This window comes from Vagococcus silagei, from assembly GCF_004795745.1.
GTDB classification, from domain to species: Bacteria; Bacillota; Bacilli; order Lactobacillales; family Vagococcaceae; genus Vagococcus; species Vagococcus silagei.
Genome location: NZ_SDGV01000004.1, coordinates 41,067 through 64,345, shown reverse-complemented (window position 1 = coordinate 64,345; position 23,279 = coordinate 41,067). Strand labels below are relative to the sequence as shown.

General features: G+C 33.8%; 25 protein-coding genes and 1 tRNA gene. 22 read left to right on the top strand and 4 right to left on the bottom strand.

Features of this window, described 5'->3' with window-relative positions; all coding sequences use genetic code 11:
* Window positions 1-4: 4 nt before the first annotated feature.
* From pstC to ESZ54_RS01745, 12 genes are all read left to right on the top strand, one after another.
* On the top strand, window positions 5-925 hold the full coding sequence (gene pstC / locus ESZ54_RS01800; RefSeq protein WP_136135964.1) for a phosphate ABC transporter permease subunit PstC: 921 nt from the start codon (window positions 5-7) through the stop codon (window positions 923-925).
* Window positions 926-1,810: a phosphate ABC transporter permease PstA gene (gene pstA, locus ESZ54_RS01795; RefSeq protein ID WP_136135963.1), complete on the top strand. Its 885-nt coding sequence runs from the start codon at window positions 926-928 to the stop codon at window positions 1,808-1,810. It abuts the gene before it with no gap.
* Window positions 1,811-1,824: 14 nt separating this feature from the next.
* Window positions 1,825-2,634, top strand: a complete 810-nt coding sequence (gene pstB / locus ESZ54_RS01790; RefSeq protein WP_136135962.1) for a phosphate ABC transporter ATP-binding protein PstB — start codon at window positions 1,825-1,827, stop codon at window positions 2,632-2,634.
* 11 nt (window positions 2,635-2,645) lie between these two features.
* On the top strand, window positions 2,646-3,398 hold the full coding sequence (pstB, locus tag ESZ54_RS01785; RefSeq protein WP_136135961.1) for a phosphate ABC transporter ATP-binding protein PstB: 753 nt from the start codon (window positions 2,646-2,648) through the stop codon (window positions 3,396-3,398).
* Between the two features lie 35 nt (window positions 3,399-3,433).
* A complete protein-coding gene (gene phoU / locus ESZ54_RS01780; protein WP_136135960.1) occupies window positions 3,434-4,111 on the top strand; it encodes a phosphate signaling complex protein PhoU in 678 nt (225 codons plus the stop codon).
* Between the two features lie 191 nt (window positions 4,112-4,302).
* Window positions 4,303-5,550: a murein hydrolase activator EnvC family protein gene (locus ESZ54_RS01775; RefSeq protein ID WP_136135959.1), complete on the top strand. Its 1,248-nt coding sequence runs from the start codon at window positions 4,303-4,305 to the stop codon at window positions 5,548-5,550.
* 355 nt (window positions 5,551-5,905) lie between these two features.
* Complete coding sequence (locus ESZ54_RS01770) at window positions 5,906-6,052, top strand: teichoic acid D-Ala incorporation-associated protein DltX (RefSeq protein WP_136135958.1); 147 nt, start codon at window positions 5,906-5,908, stop codon at window positions 6,050-6,052.
* 23 nt (window positions 6,053-6,075) lie between these two features.
* Window positions 6,076-7,584 carry a D-alanine--poly(phosphoribitol) ligase subunit DltA gene (gene dltA / locus ESZ54_RS01765; RefSeq protein ID WP_136135957.1) on the top strand — a complete coding sequence of 503 codons (1,509 nt, stop codon included), beginning with the start codon at window positions 6,076-6,078 and terminating at the stop codon, window positions 7,582-7,584.
* Window positions 7,581-8,804 carry a D-alanyl-lipoteichoic acid biosynthesis protein DltB gene (gene dltB, locus ESZ54_RS01760; protein WP_136135956.1) on the top strand — a complete coding sequence of 408 codons (1,224 nt, stop codon included), beginning with the start codon at window positions 7,581-7,583 and terminating at the stop codon, window positions 8,802-8,804. Before dltA ends, dltB begins: the two co-directional genes overlap by 4 nt.
* A 25-nt stretch (window positions 8,805-8,829) precedes the next feature.
* Window positions 8,830-9,060: a D-alanine--poly(phosphoribitol) ligase subunit DltC gene (gene dltC, locus ESZ54_RS01755; RefSeq protein ID WP_136135955.1), complete on the top strand. Its 231-nt coding sequence runs from the start codon at window positions 8,830-8,832 to the stop codon at window positions 9,058-9,060.
* A 5-nt stretch (window positions 9,061-9,065) separates the two neighbouring features.
* A complete protein-coding gene (gene dltD, locus ESZ54_RS01750; protein WP_239433726.1) occupies window positions 9,066-10,334 on the top strand; it encodes a D-alanyl-lipoteichoic acid biosynthesis protein DltD in 1,269 nt (422 codons plus the stop codon).
* Between the two features lie 7 nt (window positions 10,335-10,341).
* Window positions 10,342-10,959, top strand: a complete 618-nt coding sequence (locus ESZ54_RS01745) for a lysozyme family protein (protein ID WP_239433725.1) — start codon at window positions 10,342-10,344, stop codon at window positions 10,957-10,959.
* Between the two features lie 194 nt (window positions 10,960-11,153).
* Here the strand turns inward: ESZ54_RS01745 and ESZ54_RS01740 are convergent, their stop codons facing one another.
* Window positions 11,154-12,041, bottom strand: coding sequence for a polysaccharide deacetylase family protein (locus ESZ54_RS01740; RefSeq protein WP_136135952.1), 888 nt, complete (start codon window positions 12,039-12,041; stop codon window positions 11,154-11,156).
* A 159-nt stretch (window positions 12,042-12,200) separates the two neighbouring features.
* On the opposite strand from ESZ54_RS01740, the gene recJ reads away from it, so the two are divergent.
* On the top strand, window positions 12,201-14,513 hold the full coding sequence (gene recJ / locus ESZ54_RS01735) for a single-stranded-DNA-specific exonuclease RecJ (RefSeq protein WP_162615062.1): 2,313 nt from the start codon (window positions 12,201-12,203) through the stop codon (window positions 14,511-14,513).
* Complete coding sequence (locus ESZ54_RS01730; RefSeq protein WP_136135950.1) at window positions 14,510-15,022, top strand: adenine phosphoribosyltransferase; 513 nt, start codon at window positions 14,510-14,512, stop codon at window positions 15,020-15,022. Before recJ ends, ESZ54_RS01730 begins: the two co-directional genes overlap by 4 nt.
* Window positions 15,023-15,063: 41 nt before the next feature.
* Here the strand turns inward: ESZ54_RS01730 and ESZ54_RS01725 are convergent, their stop codons facing one another.
* Window positions 15,064-15,588: a P-loop NTPase family protein gene (locus ESZ54_RS01725; protein ID WP_136135949.1), complete on the bottom strand. Its 525-nt coding sequence runs from the start codon at window positions 15,586-15,588 to the stop codon at window positions 15,064-15,066.
* Between the two features lie 252 nt (window positions 15,589-15,840).
* On the opposite strand from ESZ54_RS01725, the gene ESZ54_RS01720 reads away from it, so the two are divergent.
* Window positions 15,841-15,913: transfer RNA gene (locus tag ESZ54_RS01720), tRNA-Thr, on the top strand.
* Between the two features lie 251 nt (window positions 15,914-16,164).
* Here the strand turns inward: ESZ54_RS01720 and ESZ54_RS01715 are convergent.
* Window positions 16,165-16,503 carry a zinc ribbon domain-containing protein YjdM gene (locus tag ESZ54_RS01715; protein WP_136135948.1) on the bottom strand — a complete coding sequence of 113 codons (339 nt, stop codon included), beginning with the start codon at window positions 16,501-16,503 and terminating at the stop codon, window positions 16,165-16,167.
* A 184-nt stretch (window positions 16,504-16,687) separates the two neighbouring features.
* On the opposite strand from ESZ54_RS01715, the gene mltG reads away from it, so the two are divergent.
* From mltG to ESZ54_RS01680, 7 genes are all read left to right on the top strand, one after another.
* A complete protein-coding gene (gene mltG / locus ESZ54_RS01710; protein ID WP_239433724.1) occupies window positions 16,688-17,926 on the top strand; it encodes an endolytic transglycosylase MltG in 1,239 nt (412 codons plus the stop codon).
* 164 nt (window positions 17,927-18,090) lie between these two features.
* On the top strand, window positions 18,091-18,558 hold the full coding sequence (greA, locus tag ESZ54_RS01705; protein WP_136135947.1) for a transcription elongation factor GreA: 468 nt from the start codon (window positions 18,091-18,093) through the stop codon (window positions 18,556-18,558).
* A 218-nt stretch (window positions 18,559-18,776) separates the two neighbouring features.
* Window positions 18,777-19,511 carry a cell wall-active antibiotics response protein LiaF gene (gene liaF, locus ESZ54_RS01700; protein ID WP_136135946.1) on the top strand — a complete coding sequence of 245 codons (735 nt, stop codon included), beginning with the start codon at window positions 18,777-18,779 and terminating at the stop codon, window positions 19,509-19,511.
* Window positions 19,508-20,575: a sensor histidine kinase gene (locus tag ESZ54_RS01695; protein WP_136135945.1), complete on the top strand. Its 1,068-nt coding sequence runs from the start codon at window positions 19,508-19,510 to the stop codon at window positions 20,573-20,575. Before liaF ends, ESZ54_RS01695 begins: the two co-directional genes overlap by 4 nt.
* Window positions 20,568-21,200: a response regulator gene (locus ESZ54_RS01690; RefSeq protein ID WP_136135944.1), complete on the top strand. Its 633-nt coding sequence runs from the start codon at window positions 20,568-20,570 to the stop codon at window positions 21,198-21,200. Before ESZ54_RS01695 ends, ESZ54_RS01690 begins: the two co-directional genes overlap by 8 nt.
* A gap of 23 nt (window positions 21,201-21,223) precedes the next feature.
* On the top strand, window positions 21,224-21,886 hold the full coding sequence (locus tag ESZ54_RS01685) for a potassium channel family protein (RefSeq protein WP_136135943.1): 663 nt from the start codon (window positions 21,224-21,226) through the stop codon (window positions 21,884-21,886).
* A gap of 171 nt (window positions 21,887-22,057) precedes the next feature.
* Complete coding sequence (locus ESZ54_RS01680; protein WP_136135942.1) at window positions 22,058-22,345, top strand: HesB/YadR/YfhF family protein; 288 nt, start codon at window positions 22,058-22,060, stop codon at window positions 22,343-22,345.
* Window positions 22,346-22,398: 53 nt separating this feature from the next.
* Here the strand turns inward: ESZ54_RS01680 and ESZ54_RS01675 are convergent, their stop codons facing one another.
* Window positions 22,399-23,211, bottom strand: a complete 813-nt coding sequence (locus ESZ54_RS01675) for a DUF1189 family protein (RefSeq protein ID WP_162615061.1) — start codon at window positions 23,209-23,211, stop codon at window positions 22,399-22,401.
* Between the last annotated feature and the right edge of the window lie 68 nt (window positions 23,212-23,279).

Genomic DNA, 23,279 nt, shown 5'->3' with positions numbered 1-23,279 from the left:
ATCAGTGGAAGATTTACAAGTAAAGTTATTAAAGAAGTCTAAAAAAGCCAAATTGGAAAAATTTGGTAAAACAATCAGTTTTTTAGCAATTCTTTTGATTGTTCTCGTTGTAATTGCAATCTTTTATTTTGTAGCAAGCAAGGGTTTGGCAACCTTTTTTGTTGATAAAGTAAACTTTTTTGATTTTCTCTTTGGGAAAGAATGGAACCCTGGAACGCTTGGACCTGACGGTAAACCAATGGTCGGCGCCTTCCCAATGTTAGCTGGATCATTTATTGTAACTTTCTTATCAGCGCTAATTGCGACACCATTTGCGATTGGAGCAGCAGTCTTTATGACTGAAATTTCACCTAAGATTGGTACAAAAGTATTACAACCAGTTATTGAACTATTAGTTGGTATTCCTTCTGTAGTTTATGGTTTTATTGGTTTGTCTGTGATTGTACCAGCAGTTCGTAATGTCTTTGGCGGTTCTGGTTTTGGTATTCTAGCTGGAACATTTGTCTTGTTTGTTATGATTTTACCAACGGTAACTTCGATGACAGTTGATGCTTTAAAGGCTGTCCCACGTCATTATCGTGAAGCGTCTTTAGCACTTGGTGCGACAAGATGGCAAACAATCTATAAAGTTGTGTTGCGATCAGCCATTCCGGGTATTTTAACAGCAGTCGTTTTTGGGATGGCACGTGCCTTTGGAGAAGCTTTAGCGATTCAAATGGTTATCGGAAATGCAGCATTATTACCACACAATTTAATTACACCAGCCTCAACACTAACGAGTGTCTTGACAATGGGAATTGGTAATACAATTATGGGGACACTTGAAAATAATGTTCTTTGGTCATTAGCATTACTATTATTATTAATGTCATTATTCTTTAATATCTTAACACGCTTAATTGGCAAGAAAGGGGCAATGAAATAAATGAATGCAAAAAAAGCGGATAAAATTGCAACAGGCGTTTTATATACCATTGCCGGCATTATTATTGCCATCCTTGCAAGTTTAATTTTATATATCTTAGTTAGAGGAGTACCCCACATCAGTATCGACTTTTTAACGAAACCGTCAAAAAGTTTTCAAGCTGGTGGTGGGATAGGAATTCAATTATTTAACTCCTTTTATCTGTTAATTATTACAATGTTGATTAGTATTCCGATTTCATTAGGTGCTGGTATCTATTTATCAGAGTATGCAAGAAAAAATTGGTTCACGAATGTCGTTCGAACATCAATTGAAGTTTTGAGTTCATTACCGTCAGTTGTCGTTGGTCTATTTGGCTTTTTAGTTTTTGTTATCCAAGCCGGATTAGGTTTCTCAATTATTTCAGGGGCCTTAGCGTTAACTTTCTTTAATTTACCTCTTTTAACAAGAAATGTTGAAGAATCATTAAAGACTGTTCATTTTACACAACGTGAAGCAGGACTTGCTCTGGGCTTATCACGTTGGGAAACAGTAACACGTGTCGTTATCCCAGAAGCATTACCTGGTATTTTGACGGGAGTCATTTTAGGTGCAGGACGTATCTTTGGTGAAGCTGCGGCTTTAATTTATACAGCTGGACAAAGTGCACCAGCTTTAGATTTTAGCAATTGGAATCCGTTAAGTATTACGAGCCCACTAAATATCTTTAGACAAGCTGAAACATTAGCTGTGCATATTTGGAAAGTTAATAGTGAAGGAAATATGCCTGATGGTGCCCAGGTTTCTGCTGGAGCATCAGCGGTATTAATTATTGCTGTCTTACTTTTTAACTTCTTAGCTCGTTTTATTGGTAAGAGATTGCATAAGAAAATTACATCTGCTTAGAAAGGTCGTTAAGGATGAAAAATTATAATCTTGATGAAACACATATTTATCGCTTTGATCCAAAAGAAAGACAAATCGCTTTGGAAACAGAAGATGTCCATGTTTGGTATGGGGATAATGAAGCAATAAAAGGTGTGTCACTTCAATTTGAAAAAAATAAAATTACTTCTCTAATTGGTCCTTCAGGTTGTGGAAAGTCAACTTATCTTCGTTCACTAAATCGAATGAATGATGAGATTGACAATACACGGGTGACGGGGAAAATTATTTATGCGAATACTGACATAAATTCGAGTGCGATTGATGTGTATGAAATGCGTAAACATATTGGCATGGTTTTTCAACGTCCTAATCCATTTAGTAAATCAATCTATGAAAATATAACCTTTGCCTTAAAACAACATGGCATGAAAGATAAAAATCAACTTGATGAAATTGTGGAAACAAGTTTAAAACAAGCGGCGTTATGGGATCAAGTGAAAGATGAATTAAATAAAAGTGCCTTAGCACTTTCAGGTGGTCAACAACAGCGTTTATGTATCGCAAGAGCAATTGCTATGAAACCAGATATTTTACTTTTAGATGAACCAGCGAGTGCATTAGATCCGATTTCAACGAGTAAGGTAGAAGAAACATTAATTAATCTAAAGGAAAACTATACGATTGCTATCGTGACACATAATATGCAACAAGCATCAAGAATTAGTGACTACACTGCCTTTTTCTATATGGGCAAAGTCATGGAGTACGATAAAACAAGAAAAATCTTTACACGACCAAAAATTCAATCAACCGAAGATTATGTATCAGGGCACTTTGGTTAAGGAGGGCGCTTATGTCAATTATTGAATCGAATGATTTACATTTATACTATGGCAAACATGAAGCATTAAAAGGCATCACAATGGATTTTAACGAAGGTGGCATTACTGCTTTAATTGGTCCTTCGGGTTGTGGTAAATCCACGTACCTTAGAACATTGAATCGAATGAATGACTTAATTCCTTCTGTAACAATTACAGGAAAGGTAACTTACAAGGAACAAGATATTTATAGCCCGCGAACAGATATTGTAACGTTAAGAAAACAAATTGGGATGGTTTTCCAACAACCAAATCCATTCCCGTTTTCAGTTTATGATAATGTCGTCTATGGTTTACGTTTAGAGGGAAAGCATTCTAAAAGTGAGCTAGATCAAATTGTTGAAGAAAGCTTAACAGCAGCTGCTGTTTGGGATGATGTTAAAGATAAACTGCATAAAAGTGCACTTTCTTTATCAGGTGGTCAACAACAACGTGTCTGTATTGCAAGAGTTCTAGCTGTTAAACCAGAAGTGATTCTTTTAGATGAACCAACGAGTGCGTTGGACCCTGTTTCAAGTGGTAAAATTGAGAATATGTTATTGGAATTAAAAGATGAATATACAATGATTATGGTAACGCATAATATGCAACAAGCGTCACGTATCTCTGATAAGACGGCTTTCTTTTTAAATGGCGACTTAATCGAGTATAATGACACTAAGAAAATGTTTCTTAATCCTGGTGAACAAGAGACTGAAGATTATATTTCTGGAAAATTTGGTTAAGCAGAGAAATACAATGAATGAAGGGATGAGAGAAAATGCTAAGAACACAATTCGAAGAAGACTTAAATAAGTTACATGATAAATTTTATTTAATGGGAAAAGAAGTGAGTAAAGCAATCAATAATTCAGTTAAAGCTTTCATTGACCATGATAAAAGTTTAGCAAAACAAGTGATTGATCGCGATGATTCAATCAATCAAAAAGAGCAGGACTTGGAAAAGAAAAGTTTTGAAATGATTGCTTTACAACAGCCTGTCACAACCGATTTAAGAATTATTGTCACGATAATGAAGGCAAGTAGTGATTTAGAAAGAATGGGCGACCATGCTGTTTCGATTGCTAAGTCAACCATTCGTGTTAAAGGAAATAAACGAGTTTTAGAAATTGAACAAGAAATTTCAGAGATGGCTGATGAAGTTACAAAAATGGTAGATGAAGTCTTAATTGCTTATATTAATACTGATGAAGAAAAAGCAATTGAAATTGCGACAAGCGATCGTAAGATTAATGAATACTTCAAATCAATTTATCGTCACTCAATTCGTGCAATGAAAGAAAATGCTGAAACAGTGGTTGTAGGGGCAGATTATTTACAAGTTGCAGGCTACTTAGAGCGTATTGGTGACTATGTCACAAATGTTTGTGAGTGGATTGTCTACATTAAAACCGGTAAGATTTCTGAATTAGAGATGAAAAATGTTACAGATGATTAGGGCTTGATGAAGTTAAAACTAGCATATAAAAAATATATGCTGGTTTTTTAGGTTAATTTTACATATATTTTAAAAGTGTGTTATACTGTTTCTTGTCGTAGAAATATAAATGTAATATACTCGTAAATTTATTTGATACTTTATATGTTATACTGTTTATGGGTAAAACAGTTGATAGGAGAAAATAATACATGAAATATAAAAAACTTATTGCGATGTCTATCGCAGTATCAATACTAGGCTCTTCATCTGCGGGTATTGTTGCATCAGCAGAATCAATTGACAGCAAACTTGCTACTGAAGAAAAGAAAATTAATGATTTATCAAAACAAGAAAAAGAAATTAATAGTGAATTAGCTACTTTGGAAGCAACAATTAAAGATTTATCATCTGAAAAGGAATCTTTAATGGAAGAAAAATTAAAACTTGAAAAAGAAGTTAATAAAATTCACGAGGAAATTAAAGCATTAGAAAAAACAATTGCAAAACGTACTGATAAAATTGCCGAACAAGCTCGTTCTGCACAAATGAATCAAAGTGATCAAGATTTATTAAATGTTATCTTAGATTCAACTTCAGTTTCTGATGCGATTAGTCGTACTATGGCATATAGTACTTTAGTGTCAAACAATAGTGATATTGTTGAGGCTCAAAAGAAAGATCAAGATGAATTAGCTAAAAAACAAGCTAAATTAGAAAATAAAGTGAATGAAATTTTAACTAAAGCTGAAGAGTTAAAAACAAAAGAAGCTGAACTTGAAGCTTCAAAAAATGCACAAGTTAAAGTTGCACAAGCTATTCTTAAAAACTTAGATGGTGCTAAAGGCAATAAAGCAAGCTTACTTTCACAAAAAGCTCAAGCTGAACGTGTTCAAAAAGAAAACGAAGAAAAAGCTAAAGCATTAGCTGATCAAGTTAAAGCTGCTAAAGCAGCACAAGAACAAGCTGAAAAAGAAATGGAAGTTTCAATTCCAAAATCAATCAATAGAAATACAGGTCAAACTGGTAAAACAGATAACTCTAAATCACCATTATCAGCAAGTGGCTTCCAACGTCCAATTCCAAACATTACAATTTCAAGTGGATTTGGTGGACGTGAAGATCCTACAGGTAGTGCTGGTACTTTCCATGATGGTATCGATATGCCAGGTTCTCTAAATCAACCTGTTTATGCATCTAGAGCGGGTACTGTTGTTGAATCTAGTTATCACCCAAGTGCTGGAAATCATGTGATTATTCAACATGATAATGGTTACTATACTTATTACATGCACTTTAACTCATTAGGTGTTGCTGCGGGAACACATGTTGAAGCAGGAGATGTTGTAGGCTTAATGGGAACAACTGGTAACTCAACTGGTGTTCATTTACACTTTGGTATTGCAACAGGAATTTGGAGTGGCTTCTTAGATCCAGGTCCATTTATCGGTTTATATTAAAATATAAAGTAAACATCCATTAGCCTTTCGGTTAGTGGATGTTTTTTTGGATTTTTTAAGTATTCTTAGTGATATTCGGATTATATTGACAATAACAATTATTATGTATAAGGTTTATTTAAAGAGGTAGCTAGTCGAACTATCACAAACTTAATGTTTTTAAATTTTTTATTCTTGTTTTTTTTATAACAGTTATTGAATTATCTGAAATTTCTTGTATACTTTTACTATTGGGCTTAAATTGAGACAAAGTACTAAGACTTTAGTCGTAGAGAAAGTTAAGTCAAATGCTTGATTAGAAAAAGCAAATAAACAGATATAATTTAATTGAAATTAATTAGAGGAGGTAATCTCAATGGAAACTCAAAAAAATGATCAATTAAAATACTGGACAAAATTTATTGGAAAATCATTACTATATGCAGCGATTATCTTGGGATTAATATATTTATATCATTATAGCCAAGTTGGCGGAGGCTCATTTATATATAATCAATTTTAAACTATTTTAGGAGGGCCACGATCATGAATACAATTTTAGACACGATAAAAAAATGGTCTATTCAAACACCAAATGTACTTTGTTTTGATGATGTTGAAGATAAGTTAAGCTATGCTGAACTTGAAAAAAAATCAGAAATATTAGCTAGTTATTTACAAGAACATTATCCCAAAAGAGAAGGGATTGTCGTTTATGGAGGGCATACTAGTGAAGTATTAATTAGCATGATTGCATGTACAAAATCAGGACATGCTTACATTCCTGTTGACCAACATACACCAGACGATCGTCTTAATCTAATTGTTGAAGAATCTCAAGCAATTGCGATTATTTCATTGAGTCCATGGCCATTAGCATCAACTGTTATTGACTTGGAACAATTTACGAAAATTACAACACAAGCAATCGAACCAGTGGTATTATCACCTGTTGTAGGAGACGAAATCTATTATACAATCTTTACATCTGGTACTACTGGTAAACCAAAGGGTGTTCAAATTTCATTTAACAATTTGAAGAGTTATACAGACTGGATGGTATCAGATTTTAATCTTAAGACAGGTCAAAGATTTTTGTGTCAAGCACCTTTTTCATTTGATCTATCAGTTATGGATTTATATCCAGCACTACTTACAGGTGGCGCTTTAATTCCATTACATAAACCAGAAGTTGATCACTTTCCAACTTTATTTAAACGTTTGCCTGAACTTGATTTAAATGTCTGGGTATCGACACCATCAATGGTTGAAATTTGCTTATTAAGTCCTGATTTTTCACAAGAAAAATTACCAAACTTAATCAACTTTCAGTTTTGTGGTGAAGAATTACCACGTCCAGTTGCACTTAAATTAATGGAACGTTTTCCAGATGCTGACATTTTTAATACGTATGGCCCAACAGAAGCAACAGTGGCTGTCACATCAGTGAAGTTAACTGAAAAACTCCTTGAGGAAGTGGATCGACTTCCATTAGGTAAGGTTAAAAGTGATACACGGTTACTCATTATGAGTGAAGAAGGAAAGGTGTTACCTGATGGCGAAATCGGCGAAATCATTATTATTGGCCCACCAGTTTCACAGGGGTATTTTAATAATGAAGAAAAGACGAAAGAGGCATTCTTCACTTATGAAGGAGACCAAGCATACCGAACGGGTGATGCGGGTTTACTTAAAAAAGGGCTATTATTCTATAAAGGCCGATTGGATTTCCAAGTGAAATGGCATGGATTCCGTATTGAACTTGGTGATATCGATCACCATCTTTTAGCATTGGAAGCTGTTCGCTCTGCATGTGTTGTGCCTAAATATAATAAACTACATAAGGTACAACAATTAATTGCATTTGTGGTTGTGAACGATCAATTTAAAGATGCTGACGAAAAAGAGTTAGCTAAAGAATTGAAACAACAATTGGCTCAAAAAGTTATGGAGTACATGGTGCCACAAAAAATTGATATTGTCGAATCTTTACCTTTAAGTGTAAATGGTAAAGTTGACCGGAAGGCATTAATAGGCCAGGTGAATAATACATGACAAATATTTTAAGCAGTTTTCCATATTTAACACCATATGAGACACCGTTTTACTTTATTATTTTAGGGGTATTATTCTTACCGTCAATTTTTATGTCATTAAAAGGTAAACGTGTCGTATGGTATCAAAATTTAATTACTGTTGTCTTTCTTTGGATGAGTTTTGCTGGTCCGAACCTTAGACAAGGAATCTCACTGATTGCCTATATTGTTTGGCAAGTCATGTTGACACAATGGTATTTTAATTATCGTAAAGAAAAAAATAGTTCAGGTATTTTCTATTTAACTGTTTTCTTGAGTATAGTTCCAATGATAATTATTAAGTTAGAACCATTTATGCTGACAGAAACATTATTTGGTTTCTTAGGTTATTCTTATTTAACTTTTAAATCAGTTCAAGTTATTATGGAAATGCGTGATGGAATTTTAAAAGATTATAAGATGAGTGATTATATTCAATTTCTTATATTCTTCCCTACTATTTCGTCTGGTCCGATTGACCGTTATCGCCGTTTTACAAGTGATTTACATTCAGCACCAACAACTGAAAAATATGTGGAGCTGTTAGGTAAAGGAATCCATTTTATCTTCTTAGGTTTCCTTTATAAGTTTATTATCGGCTATTTCTTAGGATCGCAATTATTACCACTTGTTCAACAATTTGCACTTAGCAAAAATGGTGTTGTGTTAGGTACAATTGGTTATATGTATGTTTATAGTTTCTATTTATTCTTTGATTTTGCAGGATACAGTTTGTTTGCTGTTGGGACTAGTTACTTATTAGGCTATGAAACACCAATTAACTTTAACAAACCATTTATCTCACCAAATATTAAAGAATTCTGGAATCGTTGGCACATGTCACTGTCATTCTGGTTTAGAGATTATGTTTATATGCGTTTGATGTTTACTCTTTTGAAAAAGAAAGTTTTCAAGAGTCGTATTGTTGCTTCAAACGTCGGCTATTTTGCACTATTTATGTTAATGGGAGTATGGCACGGTTTAGAATGGTATTATATCGTTTACGGTCTCTACCATGCGGCTCTAATCTGTATTAATGACGCGTGGATTCGTTACAAACGAAAACATAAAGATAAATTACCAAGTAACAAATTTACACATGCATTTTCAGTGTTCTTAACATTTAATGCAGTGTGTGTCAGCTTCTTAATTTTCTCAGGTTTCTTAGATGTTCTAATCAAACATCTGACTACAATCTAACAACTAAAGGATAAGGTGATTTTAAATGGATATTAAAACAACAATTTTAGAAATTATTGAAGAATTAACAGGTACAGATGTAAGTAATCAATTAGATATGGATTTATATGAAGAAGGTTTATTAGATTCAATGGGTACTGTTCAAATGCTTGTTGAAATTGATGGTCGCTTAGGTGTGACTGTTCCAGTTTCAGAGTATGAACGTAGCGAATGGGGAACACCGCAACAAATTATTGATCAAGTTTCAAAACTGTAATGAAGATGAGTAAAAAGAAATTACTTACAGCAATTGGACCGCTTGTCGTAGCGGTTTTGGTTGTTGCTGGTATTCTAATATTCCCATCGCGCTCATTAGATAAACCTTCATCAAAAACCATCCATAATGCAGCATCTTCAATGTCTGTTAATATTCTAAAAGGTAATCTTGTTAAAAATACTGCAGTTAAAAGCGGTGAGTATTTACCATTCTTTGGTTCATCAGAATTAAGTCGGGTAGATACATTTCATCCATCTGTTTTAGCAGAAAAATACAATCGCCCTTATGAACCTTTTCTTTTAGGCTCTCCTGGAACGCAGTCTTTAACGCACGTATTAATGTTAAATTCAATGAAGGACGAACTAAAAGGTAAAAAAGTAGTCTTTGTTGTTTCGCCACAATGGTTTGTTAAAGATGGTGTGAGTCAACAAATGTTTTCATTTTTCTACTCGCCGTTACAAACGTATCAATGGATAAGCGAATTGGAAAAACCTGATGAAAATGACCGTTATTTAGCTAAACGATTACTTCAATTCGAAAATGTTGCTTCCGATACACGACTAAAAAATATGTTACAAAAAATTCGTGATAATGAAGAGTTGTCTCGAAGTGAAAAACGTGCAGCAGCTGTTAAATATCAATTATTAAATAATGAAGATCGCTTATTCAGTCAATTTGTGTTTAAAACGAGAGCAGATAAAATTACTGAAAAAACAGCAGGTTTACCTAATACTTATAATGTTGAGCAACTTGAAGCATTGGCAACAAAAACAGGTCAAAAATCAACAAGTAATAATGAGTTTGATATAAAGAATAGTTTTTATTCAAAACGTATTGCACCGATGAAGGATAGTTTAAGAAATTCTCAAAAGAAATTTAATTACGTAGAATCTCCTGAATTTGCAGATTTCCAATTGTTTTTAAGTATTTTAGCTAAAAATGATATTGATGCAATGTTTGTCATTCCACCTGTTAACAAATTATGGTCAGATTATACCGGTTTGTCAGAAGAAATGTTAAATACATTTAGTAAAAAAATAAATGAACAAATTAAAAGTCAAGGATTTACCAATGTAGCAGATTTCACATTTGACCGCTCAAAAGCCTTTTTCATGCAAGATACAATCCATATTGGCTGGGTTGGCTGGGTTGATTTCGATAAAGAATTGCAAAAATTCTTAGCAAACGAAAAACGACCAACAATTGAGTTACAGTCAGATAAGTATTTATCTAAAGATTGGATGAATGCTTATGGTAAAAAGAAAAAAGAGTGATGCTTAATTGAAAAAAAAGAGAAAAGTTATCAAAATTATTTTCTTACTGATACTTGTCTCTTGCATTGTCATGTTGATTAGTTTTGGCATCCAGACAAAAAAAGAAGTCAATCAAGTTATGAAGTGGGAAAGTACAGTTCAAGAAGCTGCTAAAAAACATGGTGTTGAAGAATATGCGGATCTTGCTTTGGCTATTATTTATTCTGAAACGAAAGGTAATCATTTAGATGTGATGCAAAGTAGTGAAAGTAAATACGGACTTCAAAACAAGATTGAAACCAGTGAGGAAAGTATCGACATCGGTGTTGCTCATTTAGCAGAAGTTATCAAGTTATCAAATCAAAAAAAATGTGATATTTGGACTGCGGTTCAAGCCTATAATTTTGGGATGAATTATATTGATTATATTTCAGAAAATGGTGGTGAAACAACAGTCGAGTTAGCAAAAAAATATTCACGAGATGTTCTTGCTCCACTGCTAGGCAATAAAGACGGTGAAACCTATTTCTATAAATCGCCACTTGCTTTGTTTTATAACGGAGGTAAGTTATATAAAAATGGCGGTAACTATTTATACGCTAAAACAGTTCATTGGAACCTAACCCTGATTCATGCCTTTTCATAATAAGGTGTTGGAGTGAGCGTTTTGAGCTGAGCAGTAAGGCAAGCATGAAAATTTGACGGTTTATGTCAAAGTATCAGGATTGACTTAGTGCCGAAGCTCAGCTCACGGAACCCCGTCTATCTCAGGTGAGCGTTTTGAGCTGAAGGATAAAAAATAAGAGTACGATTCTACCCAATTGGTCGAATCGTACTCTTTTAATTTTGTGTCAATTGCTTGATGAGATTTCCAAAGCCTTCATAATTCAATCCTGGTTCCATACGCACTCTTTTTAATGCAAAAGGATCTGCTTGGCTAGATGCAAGTCCAGGCTCTGTTGTGATAGCAAGTTCGTATCCAACCTCGTTGGCAATACGTTTAACACGCTCATCATATCTTCCAGCAGGATAACATAATAATTTTGTATCTTGTGCCAGTTTTTCATCAAGCCATTTTTTTGAATCAGCCAATTCAGTTTTTATCTGGTCATCCGAAAGAGTATTTAAATCTAAGTGACTAACTGTATGACTCTGAATATCAACTAGCTGACTGGTTTTCATCTCATTCATTTGTTCAAGATTGAAATAAGAAGATGAACCTAATTTAGAAGTAATAAAGTTAATTGTTGCACTTAATTGATACTTCTGTAAAATTGGAAAAGCTTGGGTAAAGTTATTGAGGTAACCATCGTCAAATGTTAACCAAATAATTTTATTGCTAGGAACTTTATTGATTTTTAAAACAGTGATTGCTTCATCAGTATTTAAGGTATAATAATCATTATCTTTCAACCACCGCATCTGTTCTTCAAATTCAGCTGGATCAATTTTTAATGTATTACCATCATCGGACTTTTCAAAACTATGGTACATTAAAATTGGAAATGGTGCTTTGTTCTCATTATCTGTCCACTGATCGATTGGTAGTTTTAGGTTGTTAACTTGCTTAGTTTTCGGAGTGTTCTTTTTAACGTGAGAGATAATTTTTTGAGAGGTCTCAATCTCGACCTCTTTGGGGAGGTTTGTTTCGTGACGATATATTAATGCACCAACAACTACAATTTCAACTATTAAAATTAAGGATAAGGCAGTAATCCACTTTTTCATATCTTCCTCCAAAATAGGCTTCTACATAAAATTTTAACAAACTTAAGTAGGACTATCAATGTAAAAGTTGAATTTTACAAATTGAGTTGGCTACTTCTTTGTGGTAAAATTTAAGTGTGGCTATTTAGGCCTTTTTTTAATGCCAAAAGGAGTGTTATTTTGAAAGAATCAAGATATCAATGGCAGGAAGAGACAGATACCATAAAATCAGAAAGTCTCTTTCCAGCGTTAAAAGAATTGGGATTATCAAATGATCTTGCCCCGTTATTATGGAAACGAGGAGTAAAGCAAGTTGAAGACGTAGCTTCATTTTTTTATCCTGCTTTGGAAAATTTACATGATCCGTTTTTACTCTATGATATGGAAAAAGCTGTTGAGCGTATTCAGACAGCAATAATGAATAATGAAAAAATTCTTGTTTATGGTGATTACGATGCGGATGGTATCACAAGTACGTCTCTTATGAAAGAGAGTTTGGAATTGGTAGGCGCTAATGTATCCTATTTTATTCCCAATCGATTTGACGATGGCTATGGTCCAAATAAAGAAGTTTATAAATATTATATGAAACAAGAACAAGTCACTTTAATTATTACGGTTGATAATGGTGTGAGTGGTCATGAAGCGATTCAGTACGCTCAAGAAAATAATGTGGATGTTATCGTAACTGATCATCATGAGTTGCCGGAAATATTACCTAACGCTTATGCGATTATCCATCCCCGACATCCTCAGGGAGAATATCCATTTGGAGATTTAGCGGGTGTTGGGGTTGCTTTTAAATTAAGTAGTGCATTATTAGGAGAAATTCCGATTGATGCTCTTGATTTAGTTGCAATTGGAACTATTGCTGATTTGGTATCATTAACAGATGAGAACCGTGCCCTTGTAAAATTAGGTTTAGATCGTTTGAAAGAGACAGACCGCATAGGGTTACAAATTATGTTTTCGGAAACAAAATTGAAATTAGCTGAATTGAATGAAGAGACAGTTGGCTTTACAATTGGACCACGCTTGAATGCAATTGGCAGATTAGGTGACGGTTCTCCAGGAGTTGAACTGTTAACTACTTTTGATGATGAAGCAGCAGAACAAATTGTACGTGATGTTGAGGCAAGTAATGATGAACGAAAAGAAATCGTTCAGAGAATTTCTGGAGAAGCGCTACTTATGGCTGAACAAGAATCATCAGATTTTAATCTCATCATTAAAGAAGGCTGGCATCAAGGTGTTTTAGGAATTGTAGCTAGTAAAGTGGTGCAAAAAACGGGTCGGCCAACCTTGATTATGACTTATGATGAACAAACAGGTTTAATAAAAGGATCAGGTCGAAGCACGGAGCATCTCGATATGTTTCAATTTTTAACTCAAATGAAAGAAAAATTTGTTAGTTTTGGTGGCCATCATATGGCTTGTGGACTTTCTTTTGAAAAGGATAAAGTTGAGAGCATCCGCGAAGCAATTAAAACGCAGTTAGCAGCAGGTGAATATGACTTTTCTCAAAAACCTGCCCTAGCAATTGATGAAAACTTAGCTATTGATCAGATAACTGTTAAAAAGATCGAACAATTGAATCAGCTAAGACCATTTGGAACTGATAATCCTGCACCGTATTTTAAAATTGATCCAGAAACAATGACAAGCATGAAACGACTTGGTGTCAATCAAGATCATTTAAAACTGTTAGTTCGTTCGGGTGAAACGGATTTAGATTGTATCGGTTTTTCATTTGGCGATGCACTTGAAGAAATTGAAAGTGGCAGTGGCTTGTCGTTTGTTGGCCAAGTTTCTATTAATGAATGGAATGGTCAGCGTAAACCGCAATTCCAAATCACAGATTACTGTGTCAATGGGTTACAAATATTTGATGCACGTGGAAAAAAAGCACAAAATTTTGAACTATCAAAAAATGATATTTGTGGACTAGTCTTTACCCAACCATTTTATGATAAATTTTCTAAAACAATGAATGTGAAGCTTTTTGATTTTGAAAAATTAGATTCAATAGATATCTATCAAACTATTGCCATCTTAGAGTGTCCACCGTCATTAGAAGTAGCGGAAAAAATGGCGGTTGCTTATGATGTATCTAGATGGGTTCTACTATGTGAAACCGATTTTGATCATTATTTGGCTGGTATACCAACGCGCGATGATTTTGGTAAATTTTTCAAACTAATTCATCAACAGTCGTCAATCGATGTGCGTCATAAATTAGATGCGATTATTAGTTATTTAAAAATTGATAAAAATAAAGTTATTTTCATGATTAAAGTGTTTTTTGAATTAGGTTTTGTTACAATAGAAGATGGGTTGATGAAGCGCGTGGAAAACCCACCGCATCGACCATTAACTGAAAGTACTAAATACCAAGCATACTTAAAGAAAATCGAATCAGAGAAATTGTTTATTTGTAGTAATACGGGAGAAATCAAACAGTGGCTTTGTTCGATAGGAGGAAACAAAAAATGAATTTAAAAGATTATATTGCAAGTATTCCAGATTATCCAAAAGAAGGCGTCATTTTTAGAGATATCTCACCATTAATGGGAGACGGACTAGCGTATCAAGAAGCAACAAGACAAATTGTATCTTACGCAAAAGAATTAGGTGCTGAAATGATCGTCGGACCTGAAGCGCGTGGATTTATCATTGGATGTCCAGTAGCATATGAACTAGGAATTGGTTTTGCTCCTGCTCGTAAAAAAGGCAAGTTACCTCGCGAAACAATTGAAGTGAGCTATGGATTAGAATATGGTGAAGCAATCTTAGCTTTACATAAAGATGCAATTAAACCAGGACAAAAAGTTTTAATCTGTGATGATTTATTAGCAACAGGTGGAACCATTGCTGCAACGATTGAGTTAATTGAAAAACTTGGTGGTGAAGTTGTTGGCTGTGCTTTCTTAGTTGAATTAACAGACTTAAATGGTCGCGATAAAATTGAAGGTTATAATATTTTAGCTTTAACTAAATTTTAATATATAAAAAAGGTAAATTGTTTTTTTGAGATTAAAACAATTTACCTTTTTCTTTTTTTGATCTTTCTCTTAAAGTTTGATTTCATAAATTGGTGAAAGCGAACTTCATCTTCAGGGTGTTCAAGGATAATTAATTCAGCTGGAAATAAATAAAGATTCTTCTTAATTTCAGGTAATCTTTTTTTGAAACGTACGTTCCATTTAAATAGTTTAAACATACGTTTGATTACTTTTATCTTTTGCGAAAAATCACGTTCTTTTTCAAAGACCTGTAAAAAGGCTCTTTTTACGACACGATACTGAACGAGTAGTAGAGGATAATCTAACAAAATAATTAAATCTGCTCTTGTCAGGGTTTCCTGACACCATTGACCAAGTTGGACGCCCTCAGTGGTCCAATCTCTCAAGTCATAGAGATCATGTTCTAACTGTCTGGCCCGATCAGATTTATTTTTTATTTGAAGATAGTCATCTAGCGAAATACCTTGAATCCGATACTTTTTTTGAATTGCTAATGCAAGAGAAGTTTTTCCGCTGCCAGCATATCCAATGATTCGAATATTCATAGAATTCACTACTTCCATAATAATAATAAGTGCATGATAATTATAACATACTTTCAAGGACTAAAAAATAAGATGTGTTTTATAGTTAGGAAAAATTAATTTAGAACGATTTTGTTCATCTGTTATTGATATTCAATTTTAGATCATCGTCAAGGTAGCGTCGTCCGATTAAAGACCAGTACTGCAATATTTCGGATTGTAGTATTGACAATTGTGATGTGAATCGGTAATATACAATATGTAATTTAAATTGCCGCCTTAGCTCAGCTGGTAGAGCACCACCATGGTAAGGTGGGGGTCGTCGGTTCAAATCCGACAGGTGGCTTACACTGAAACGTTGATAACTCGACGTTTTTTTATTTTGTTTCACAAGGAATAAGGAAAGAATTAGGCTCGTTCCCCCATTTGTCCCCCCATATTTGTTTACATGCTCATGAAATCGGCGAATTCTGACAAGAGTTGTACCTTAATAGATAACTATTTTTTCAAATTATTACAAATATATTTGAAAATAAAGACCTGTAAACTAATTGATAAAAAAACAAGGTCAATTTTAAAATGACCTTGTTTAATCGTTTATAATTTTTTGACGAATTCCGATTTCAATTTCATTGGACCAAAACCATCAATTTTACAATCAATGTTGTGATCTTCATCAATCAAGCGGATATTTTTAACTTTTGTTCCTTGTTTAAGTGCACTTTGAGCGCCTTTAACTTTCAAGTCTTTGATAATCGTGATACTATCGCCATCTTGAAGTAATGTGCCATTGGCATCCTTAACGATAAATGTATCAGTCTCTGTTTGACTGTCATTTGGATTCCACTCGTGGGCACACTCTGGACAAACAAGTAACGCGCCATCTTCGTAAACATATTCAGATTGGCACTTTGGACAATTTGGTAAATTTGACATGGAAACATCCTTTCATTTTGCAAGTGTCTTCATTGTAGCTAATATTAATTCAAAAAGATAGTCCATTTATAGATAATAAATAACTAAATTTGTTAAAAAAATTCCGAGATTAGGTTGGTTTTTAAAGATAATCATGTATAATAAGTAGAGTCAATTAATATAAAAAGATAAGGAGGGCCCTTTTTTGACAAAAGATAATGAAAATTTCAATGAACACTTGAACGTAAGAACATCAGAGATGTTGACTGAAAGTGAAGGGTCGGAAGATAAGACAGTAACGGAGGATTTAAAAGAATCATCTCGTAAGAAATACCGTCGAAAAAAATATGATAAGAGACAAAAAGAAAATAAAGCTGTTAAGAAAGTTGTCTTAATAGTTGTAAGCTTATTATTACTGACAGCAGTGATTGCGAGCATTAGTGTTTACGGTTTTATCAAATCAAGCTTGCAACCTTTGGACTCATCTAGTAAAAAATTAATTCAAGTTGAAATTCCAGTTGGAAGTGGTAGTAAAAAAATCGGTCAAATCTTAGAGGAAAAGAAGGTCATTAAAAATGGCATGGTCTTTTCTTACTATGTTAAAGCCAATAACCTTTCTAATTTCCAAGCAGGTTTCTATCAAATGTCACCAAGTATGAGTTTGGAAACAATTGCGGATAATCTTCAACAAGGTGGAACAGCCGAGGCACAAGAATTGGCTGATGCAAAAATTACGATTCCTGAAGGATATTCAATTGATCAAATTGGAAAACTTCTTTCTGAAAAAACGAAATTTAAAAAAGATGATTTCTCTAACTTGATGAAAGATGATAAATTCTTTAATCAAATGGTAGAGAAATATCCTGATATGCTAACAAGTGCCAAAGAGGCCAAAGATGTAAGATATCATTTAGAAGGCTATCTTTACCCTGCTACATATAATTATTATAAGGACATGAAGTTAGAAAAATTAGTGGAGCAAATGGTGGGTAAAACGAATGAAGTCTTAACACCACTTTATCCATCAATGAAAGAAAAACAATTAACTGTACAACAAACTTTAACAATTGCTTCTTTAGTTGAAAAAGAAGGAGTTAAAGAAATGGATCGTCGTAAGATTGCGCAAGTCTTCTTTAATCGTATTGAAGCCGATATGCCACTGCAATCAGATATTTCAATCCTATATGCATTAGAAACACATAAAGTCCATCTATCAAATAAAGATACACAAGTAGACTCACCATATAACTTGTATATCAATAAAGGGACTGGACCAGGACCATTTAATAATCCGAGTGAGCAAGCAATCCAAGCGGTATTAAATCCAGAACCAAATACTTACATCTACTTCTTAGCAGATGTTTCGACTGGAAAAGTTTACTATGCAAATAATTACGAAGAACATTTAGAATTGAAAGCTAAATATATCGATAATAAAAATTAATGGTTATTTTTTGAAAAGAAAAATAGTTATTTACATTTTGTTATTTACATGCTAATCTGTTTCATGTATTGAAAGAGCTTTTCTGGCGAGTTGGCCGGAAAAGCTATTTCGTTTATCTATAACGGATAAACAAAATGATTTATTTTTAAGGAGAAGTGAAACTCATGGAAAAAGTATATCCAATGACTTTAGAAGGTAAACAAAAATTAGAACTTGAACTAGAAGAACTTAAAACTGTTAAACGAAAAGAAATCGTTGAAAGAATTAAAATAGCACGTAGTTTTGGAGATTTATCTGAAAACTCGGAATATGAATCTGCAAAAGACGAACAAGCTTTTGTTGAAGGACGTGTTACAACATTAGAAAATATGATTCGTTTTGCACAAATTATTGACAATAATAATGATAAAGGAACAGTATCATTAGGTCACACTGTAACTTTCACAGAATTACCAGATGGTGAAGAAGAAGAATATACAATCGTTGGTAGTGCCGAAGCAGATCCGTTCTCAGGAAAAATTTCTAATGACTCACCAATTGCCAAAGCCTTATTAGGCCATAAATTAAATGAAGTGGTTACAATCAGTACACCTGGTGGAGATATGGAAGTAAAAATTCAAAAAATTTCATAAGCAATTTTTGATTTTAAAATTCATTTTAGAATACAAGTTAACACCCATGAACAAATCTTTAATGACTTGTTCATGGGTGTTGCTTATTAAACGAGCTGATAGCTATAAAACTAGGTCTTTAGACCTAGAAAAGTTTCCGTCTTTTGAAGTTTTAAAAATGTTTCATAAACGGTATACTATAATAAGTAGATATATTAAAGTAAAGGAGTTATCAACTCATGCATAAAAGCTCTTGGAATTTCTTCATAGTGGTTGAACTCTTGTTAATGATATGGGCACTTTACCAAATGTTGAGTAATTTGCCAATATTTTTCTTAGCAATTTTCGCTTTATTCAATGTAGCATACGTAATAAAGAAACAATATCGAACATCATTTAATCATTTTCAAAGTATCGTTAGTTTAATTGTCTTGGCACTTTGTTCACTTAGTATCCCAGCAGTTTGGATAATGTTGGTTGTTGCGGTTCTGTTCGTTGGCCTTAAAGGGGTTGAAGTTTCAGGTATTAGCTTGTTTGAAAATACACCTTGGTCGAAAAAACAAATGATTATTGTTAAAACAACGGCGAGTGAATCCAAAGCTGGTAAACGATTTAAAAGACCTCTAATAGGTACACAACGATTTGGTAATGATACATATGAATGGGATGATATCAATATCACAGCATTTTCTGGTGATACCATCGTTGATTTAGGTAATACCTTATTACCTAAAGACCAAAATGTTATTATTGTTCGTAAGGGTTTTGGTAAAACGAGAATTTTAGTTCCTACAGGTATTGGTATCATGTTGGAACATACAACCATGATGGGTGAAGTCACTTTTGAAGACAGCCATTTACGTTTGAAGAATGAAGCGGTGAAAATGTACAGTCAAGAATATGATGTTGCAAATCGTAAGTTAAAAATCTTAACGAATACACTGTTTGGTGATATTGAGGTGATTAGGGTATGATGAATAAAAATAGTCGTCCCCTGTATTTCTTTTATGCGTTTATTTTAACGTTCATTGTACTAATTCTAACGCTCTATACTTATTTTTATGCCAAACAGCAAACTAAATGGGTGCTTGAATTGGTTCGCACACAAATGTTTCGTATCCCGATTATTATTTATGTCATCTTAATCTCGCTTGTTGTGAGTGGAATTTTTATGAGTATCTTATTTGTTCTAGATGCAAGAAAATACGGCAAAATTGAAGAACAAGTCCGGTTAATGGCATTGGGACACTATGAGCACCGCGAATTAGAAAAAATGGATATTGATTTAATGGATCAATCGATTTTAAGAGATGTTGAATTGATTCGCATGAAAATATTAGAGATGACCAAAGAATTACAGGAACTCAATAGTTTGCCTCGTTTGGTTGAAGGTGAAACCAAGGAGGAAATCATTCGTGAAGAACGTCATCGAATCGCGAGAGAACTACATGACTCAGTTAGTCAGCAACTCTTTGCCGCAACAATGATGCTTTCGACTTTGAATGAGATTGTTGCAGAAACAGAAGTACCCGAGGTTGTTAGTCGTCAACTGTTAATGATCAGTGACATTATCAATACTTCACAGTCAGAGATGAGAGCGCTACTGCTTCATTTAAGACCAATAAACCTCGAAGAAAAATCAATTAAACAAGGTATCGAATTACTGTTAAGAGAATTACAAACAAAGATAAAAATCGAAATTGTCTGGGATTTGGAAGATATCAAAACACAAACCAATATTGAAGACAATTTATTTAGAATCGTACAGGAATTACTTTCTAATACATTAAGACATGCGAAAGCAGATGTTTTAGAAGTTTACCTCAAACGAATGGATCAAAATATTCAACTACGTGTTGTCGATGACGGTGTTGGTTTTGATATGGATCAGAAAAAAATAGGCAGTTATGGTTTAAATAATATTAAGGAACGGGTTGCGAGCATTGGTGGAACTTGTCGCATTATTAGTTTTAAAGGGCAAGGTACAAGTATTGAAATCAAGGTTCCAATTATTGAGGAGGAAGAATACGATGATTAAAGTTCTTTTGATTGATGACCACGAAATGGTTAGACTTGGAGTATCATCATATTTGTCGATTCAAGCAGATATTGAAGTCGTTGGTGAAGCAGATAATGGTTTGGATGGATACCATAAAGCCATGGAATTAAGACCGGATGTGATTTTAATGGATTTAGTGATGGATGTCATGGATGGTATCGAATCAACGAAGAAAATCTTAAGCGAATGGTCTGAAGCTAAAATTATCATTGTCACAAGTTTTATTGATGATGAAAAAGTCTATCCTGCAATAGAAGCGGGTGCAGCAGGGTATTTGTTAAAAACATCTTCAGCAAAAGATATTGCTAACGCTATTCGTTCTGCATATGAAGGAAATAAAGTGCTTGAACCAGAAGTAACAAACAAAATGATGGCACGTTTAACACAACCGAAGCAACATATCTTACATGAAGATTTAACAAATCGAGAAAAAGAAATCTTGTTATTGATTTCTGAAGGTAAGAGCAATCAAGAAATAGCGGATGAGTTATTTATCACTTTAAAAACAGTGAAAACACATGTGTCGAATATTTTATCGAAATTAGATGTTGAAGATCGAACACAGGCTGCAATTTATGCCTTTAAGCATGGCATTGTAAAATAAGTTTAGAAAGAAGAGAAATCAATATGAGAAAATCATTTGTGATCATTGGACTGGGACGATTTGGTGGTAGTGTTTGTCGCACGCTTGTTGAATCAGACCAAGAAGTATTGGCCATCGATAGTTGTGAGGATCGTGTCAATGAGTATATGAATATAGCAACACATGCTGTTGTAGCTAACGCTCAAGATGAAACAACCTTAAGATCATTAGGCTTAAGAAACTTTGATCACGTCATTATTGCGATAGGTGAAGATATTCAAGCAAGTATTCTTGTGACTTTGATGGCAAAAGAAATGGGCGTACCTCGAATTACAGCAAAAGCCCAAAATGAATATCATGCGCGTGTCCTTGAGAAAGTAGGGGCAGATTTTGTGGTCCATCCTGAACGGGATATGGGTGTCCGAATTGCCCATAAATTAACATCTAATACGATGTTAGACTTTATTGAACTGTCAGAGGATTACTCATTAGCTGAAGTGAAAGTAACTGCTAAAAAATTCTTTAATCAAACGATTGAAGGTGTTAATTTTAGACGCCACTATAATTTAACGATTGTTGCAATTAGAAGAGGTAAACATGAATTAATTGTCTCTCCTCCTGCAAATCAAATGATTTTAGAAGACGATGTCTTACTTGTTGTTGGTAACAATCAAGATGTTGATTTCTTAGATAACCAAATGAATTAATGATGTATAAAATGGGCTGGTGAATCAAATGAGATTCATCTGTCCATTTTTTTATGAGGAATTTAAAGAAATCAGAAGTTCACGATGTAGAGTATTGAGCAGATTGCTCGGTGCTTTATTTTATTTATGGTAAAATATACTTATAAAATCAGTTTTGGAGGCGCATTAATTATGACATTAAAGATATCTGACCAAGCACATCAATGGTTTATCGATGAATTAGAGTTAGAACCAGGTGCGGCGGTTCGAATTTTTGGGAAATACGGTGGGGCGACAAACGTTCATGTTGGTTTTTCAACAGGAATTACCGTTGTCGAGCCAGAGCGCATTCGAGATGAAATGGTAAAAGATGATATTCACTATTTTACTGAACAGGGTGATGATTGGTTTTTCAATGACTACACCTTAGCAGTTGATCTTAATCCGGAATCAAATGAACCGACTTATTTTTATAAATAAAAAGCAACCTTATCATTGATTAATAACTTAAATCAGGATAAGGTTGCTTTGTTTTATTTAACTTTACGTGGACGAATCGTATTTTGAATCATAAAGAATAATAGAATTGTCACGCCACTGACTAGTGAAGAAGCAGGTAATGTTGGGAAGATAAAACTTAGGATTGTTGCTGCAACGACTGGTAAAGTTGAAGCATAAACTAAAATTTTAAAAGTCTCTGAAAATTTTAATGGAACTAACGTTAATTTGTTAGAAATATTTGCTAGTAACGTTAAAAAGAAAGTTGAAAAGATAAAGCTTCCAAACATCATGAAGAGCGACGTCACGATGATGACAGACATAAAGACGTTGATATTCACACGACTATTCACAATTTTGGTTAACGATTCTTTATTAAAGGAATCATGTTTTGGAATTGAAGCATATGGGAATGTGAATGTCTTAGTATCAACAACATCTGTGGCGCTACTAGATTGAGGTAACACAAGGACAATTTGTTTGTCCATCAGCGCAATTGGTAACGCTCGGCCCATTTGATCTTGTTGGATGTCAGAAAGTGTTCGTTTATTATCAGGATCAAAAGTAAAGACAATTGAATCTGTTTGGTAGACGAAACCTTCTTCATAATTTTTTGGATTTAATTTGCCGTCTTTTATATCAAATTCAGGGATTTTTTTAATAATCTCATTTGAATCCTTTTTAAAAGTTTGCGCAATTTCAATTGATTGATAAATGAGGGGTAAGCTCAAGATGAGTGAAAGAAGAAAAACATAACCGATGACTTTCCCCCAAGTTCGTTTTGAAAATTGAATAAATTCGTCTGGCTTCTTAATGGTGTAGCCGATGACATTAAAAAATGTTTTCATGTAGATCTCCTTTCGAAAATAGATACTCATAGTATTGTAACTCTTTTTATATGGCGTGACAAGAATAC

Bases quoted from the DNA above. Each gene is read 5' to 3' on its own strand.
- pstB (WP_136135962.1), top strand. From the start codon at position 1,825: ATGAAAAATTATAATCTTGATGAAACACATATTTATCGCTTTGATCCA.
- greA (WP_136135947.1), top strand. From the start codon at position 18,091: ATGGAAAAAGTATATCCAATGACTTTAGAAGGTAAACAAAAATTAGAA.
- dltC (WP_136135955.1), top strand. From the start codon at position 8,830: ATGGATATTAAAACAACAATTTTAGAAATTATTGAAGAATTAACAGGT.
- dltA (WP_136135957.1), top strand. From the start codon at position 6,076: ATGAATACAATTTTAGACACGATAAAAAAATGGTCTATTCAAACACCA.
- dltB (WP_136135956.1), top strand. From the start codon at position 7,581: ATGACAAATATTTTAAGCAGTTTTCCATATTTAACACCATATGAGACA.
- ESZ54_RS01715 (WP_136135948.1), bottom strand. From the start codon at position 16,503: ATGTCAAATTTACCAAATTGTCCAAAGTGCCAATCTGAATATGTTTAC.
- ESZ54_RS01770 (WP_136135958.1), top strand. From the start codon at position 5,906: ATGGAAACTCAAAAAAATGATCAATTAAAATACTGGACAAAATTTATT.
- dltD (WP_239433726.1), top strand. From the start codon at position 9,066: ATGAGTAAAAAGAAATTACTTACAGCAATTGGACCGCTTGTCGTAGCG.
- ESZ54_RS01675 (WP_162615061.1), bottom strand. From the start codon at position 23,211: ATGAAAACATTTTTTAATGTCATCGGCTACACCATTAAGAAGCCAGAC.
- ESZ54_RS01695 (WP_136135945.1), top strand. From the start codon at position 19,508: ATGATGAATAAAAATAGTCGTCCCCTGTATTTCTTTTATGCGTTTATT.
- ESZ54_RS01775 (WP_136135959.1), top strand. From the start codon at position 4,303: ATGAAATATAAAAAACTTATTGCGATGTCTATCGCAGTATCAATACTA.
- pstA (WP_136135963.1), top strand. From the start codon at position 926: ATGAATGCAAAAAAAGCGGATAAAATTGCAACAGGCGTTTTATATACC.
- ESZ54_RS01740 (WP_136135952.1), bottom strand. From the start codon at position 12,041: ATGAAAAAGTGGATTACTGCCTTATCCTTAATTTTAATAGTTGAAATT.
- phoU (WP_136135960.1), top strand. From the start codon at position 3,434: ATGCTAAGAACACAATTCGAAGAAGACTTAAATAAGTTACATGATAAA.
- liaF (WP_136135946.1), top strand. From the start codon at position 18,777: ATGCATAAAAGCTCTTGGAATTTCTTCATAGTGGTTGAACTCTTGTTA.
- ESZ54_RS01690 (WP_136135944.1), top strand. From the start codon at position 20,568: ATGATTAAAGTTCTTTTGATTGATGACCACGAAATGGTTAGACTTGGA.
- ESZ54_RS01685 (WP_136135943.1), top strand. From the start codon at position 21,224: ATGAGAAAATCATTTGTGATCATTGGACTGGGACGATTTGGTGGTAGT.
- ESZ54_RS01680 (WP_136135942.1), top strand. From the start codon at position 22,058: ATGACATTAAAGATATCTGACCAAGCACATCAATGGTTTATCGATGAA.
- ESZ54_RS01730 (WP_136135950.1), top strand. From the start codon at position 14,510: ATGAATTTAAAAGATTATATTGCAAGTATTCCAGATTATCCAAAAGAA.
- pstB (WP_136135961.1), top strand. From the start codon at position 2,646: ATGTCAATTATTGAATCGAATGATTTACATTTATACTATGGCAAACAT.
- ESZ54_RS01725 (WP_136135949.1), bottom strand. From the start codon at position 15,588: ATGAATATTCGAATCATTGGATATGCTGGCAGCGGAAAAACTTCTCTT.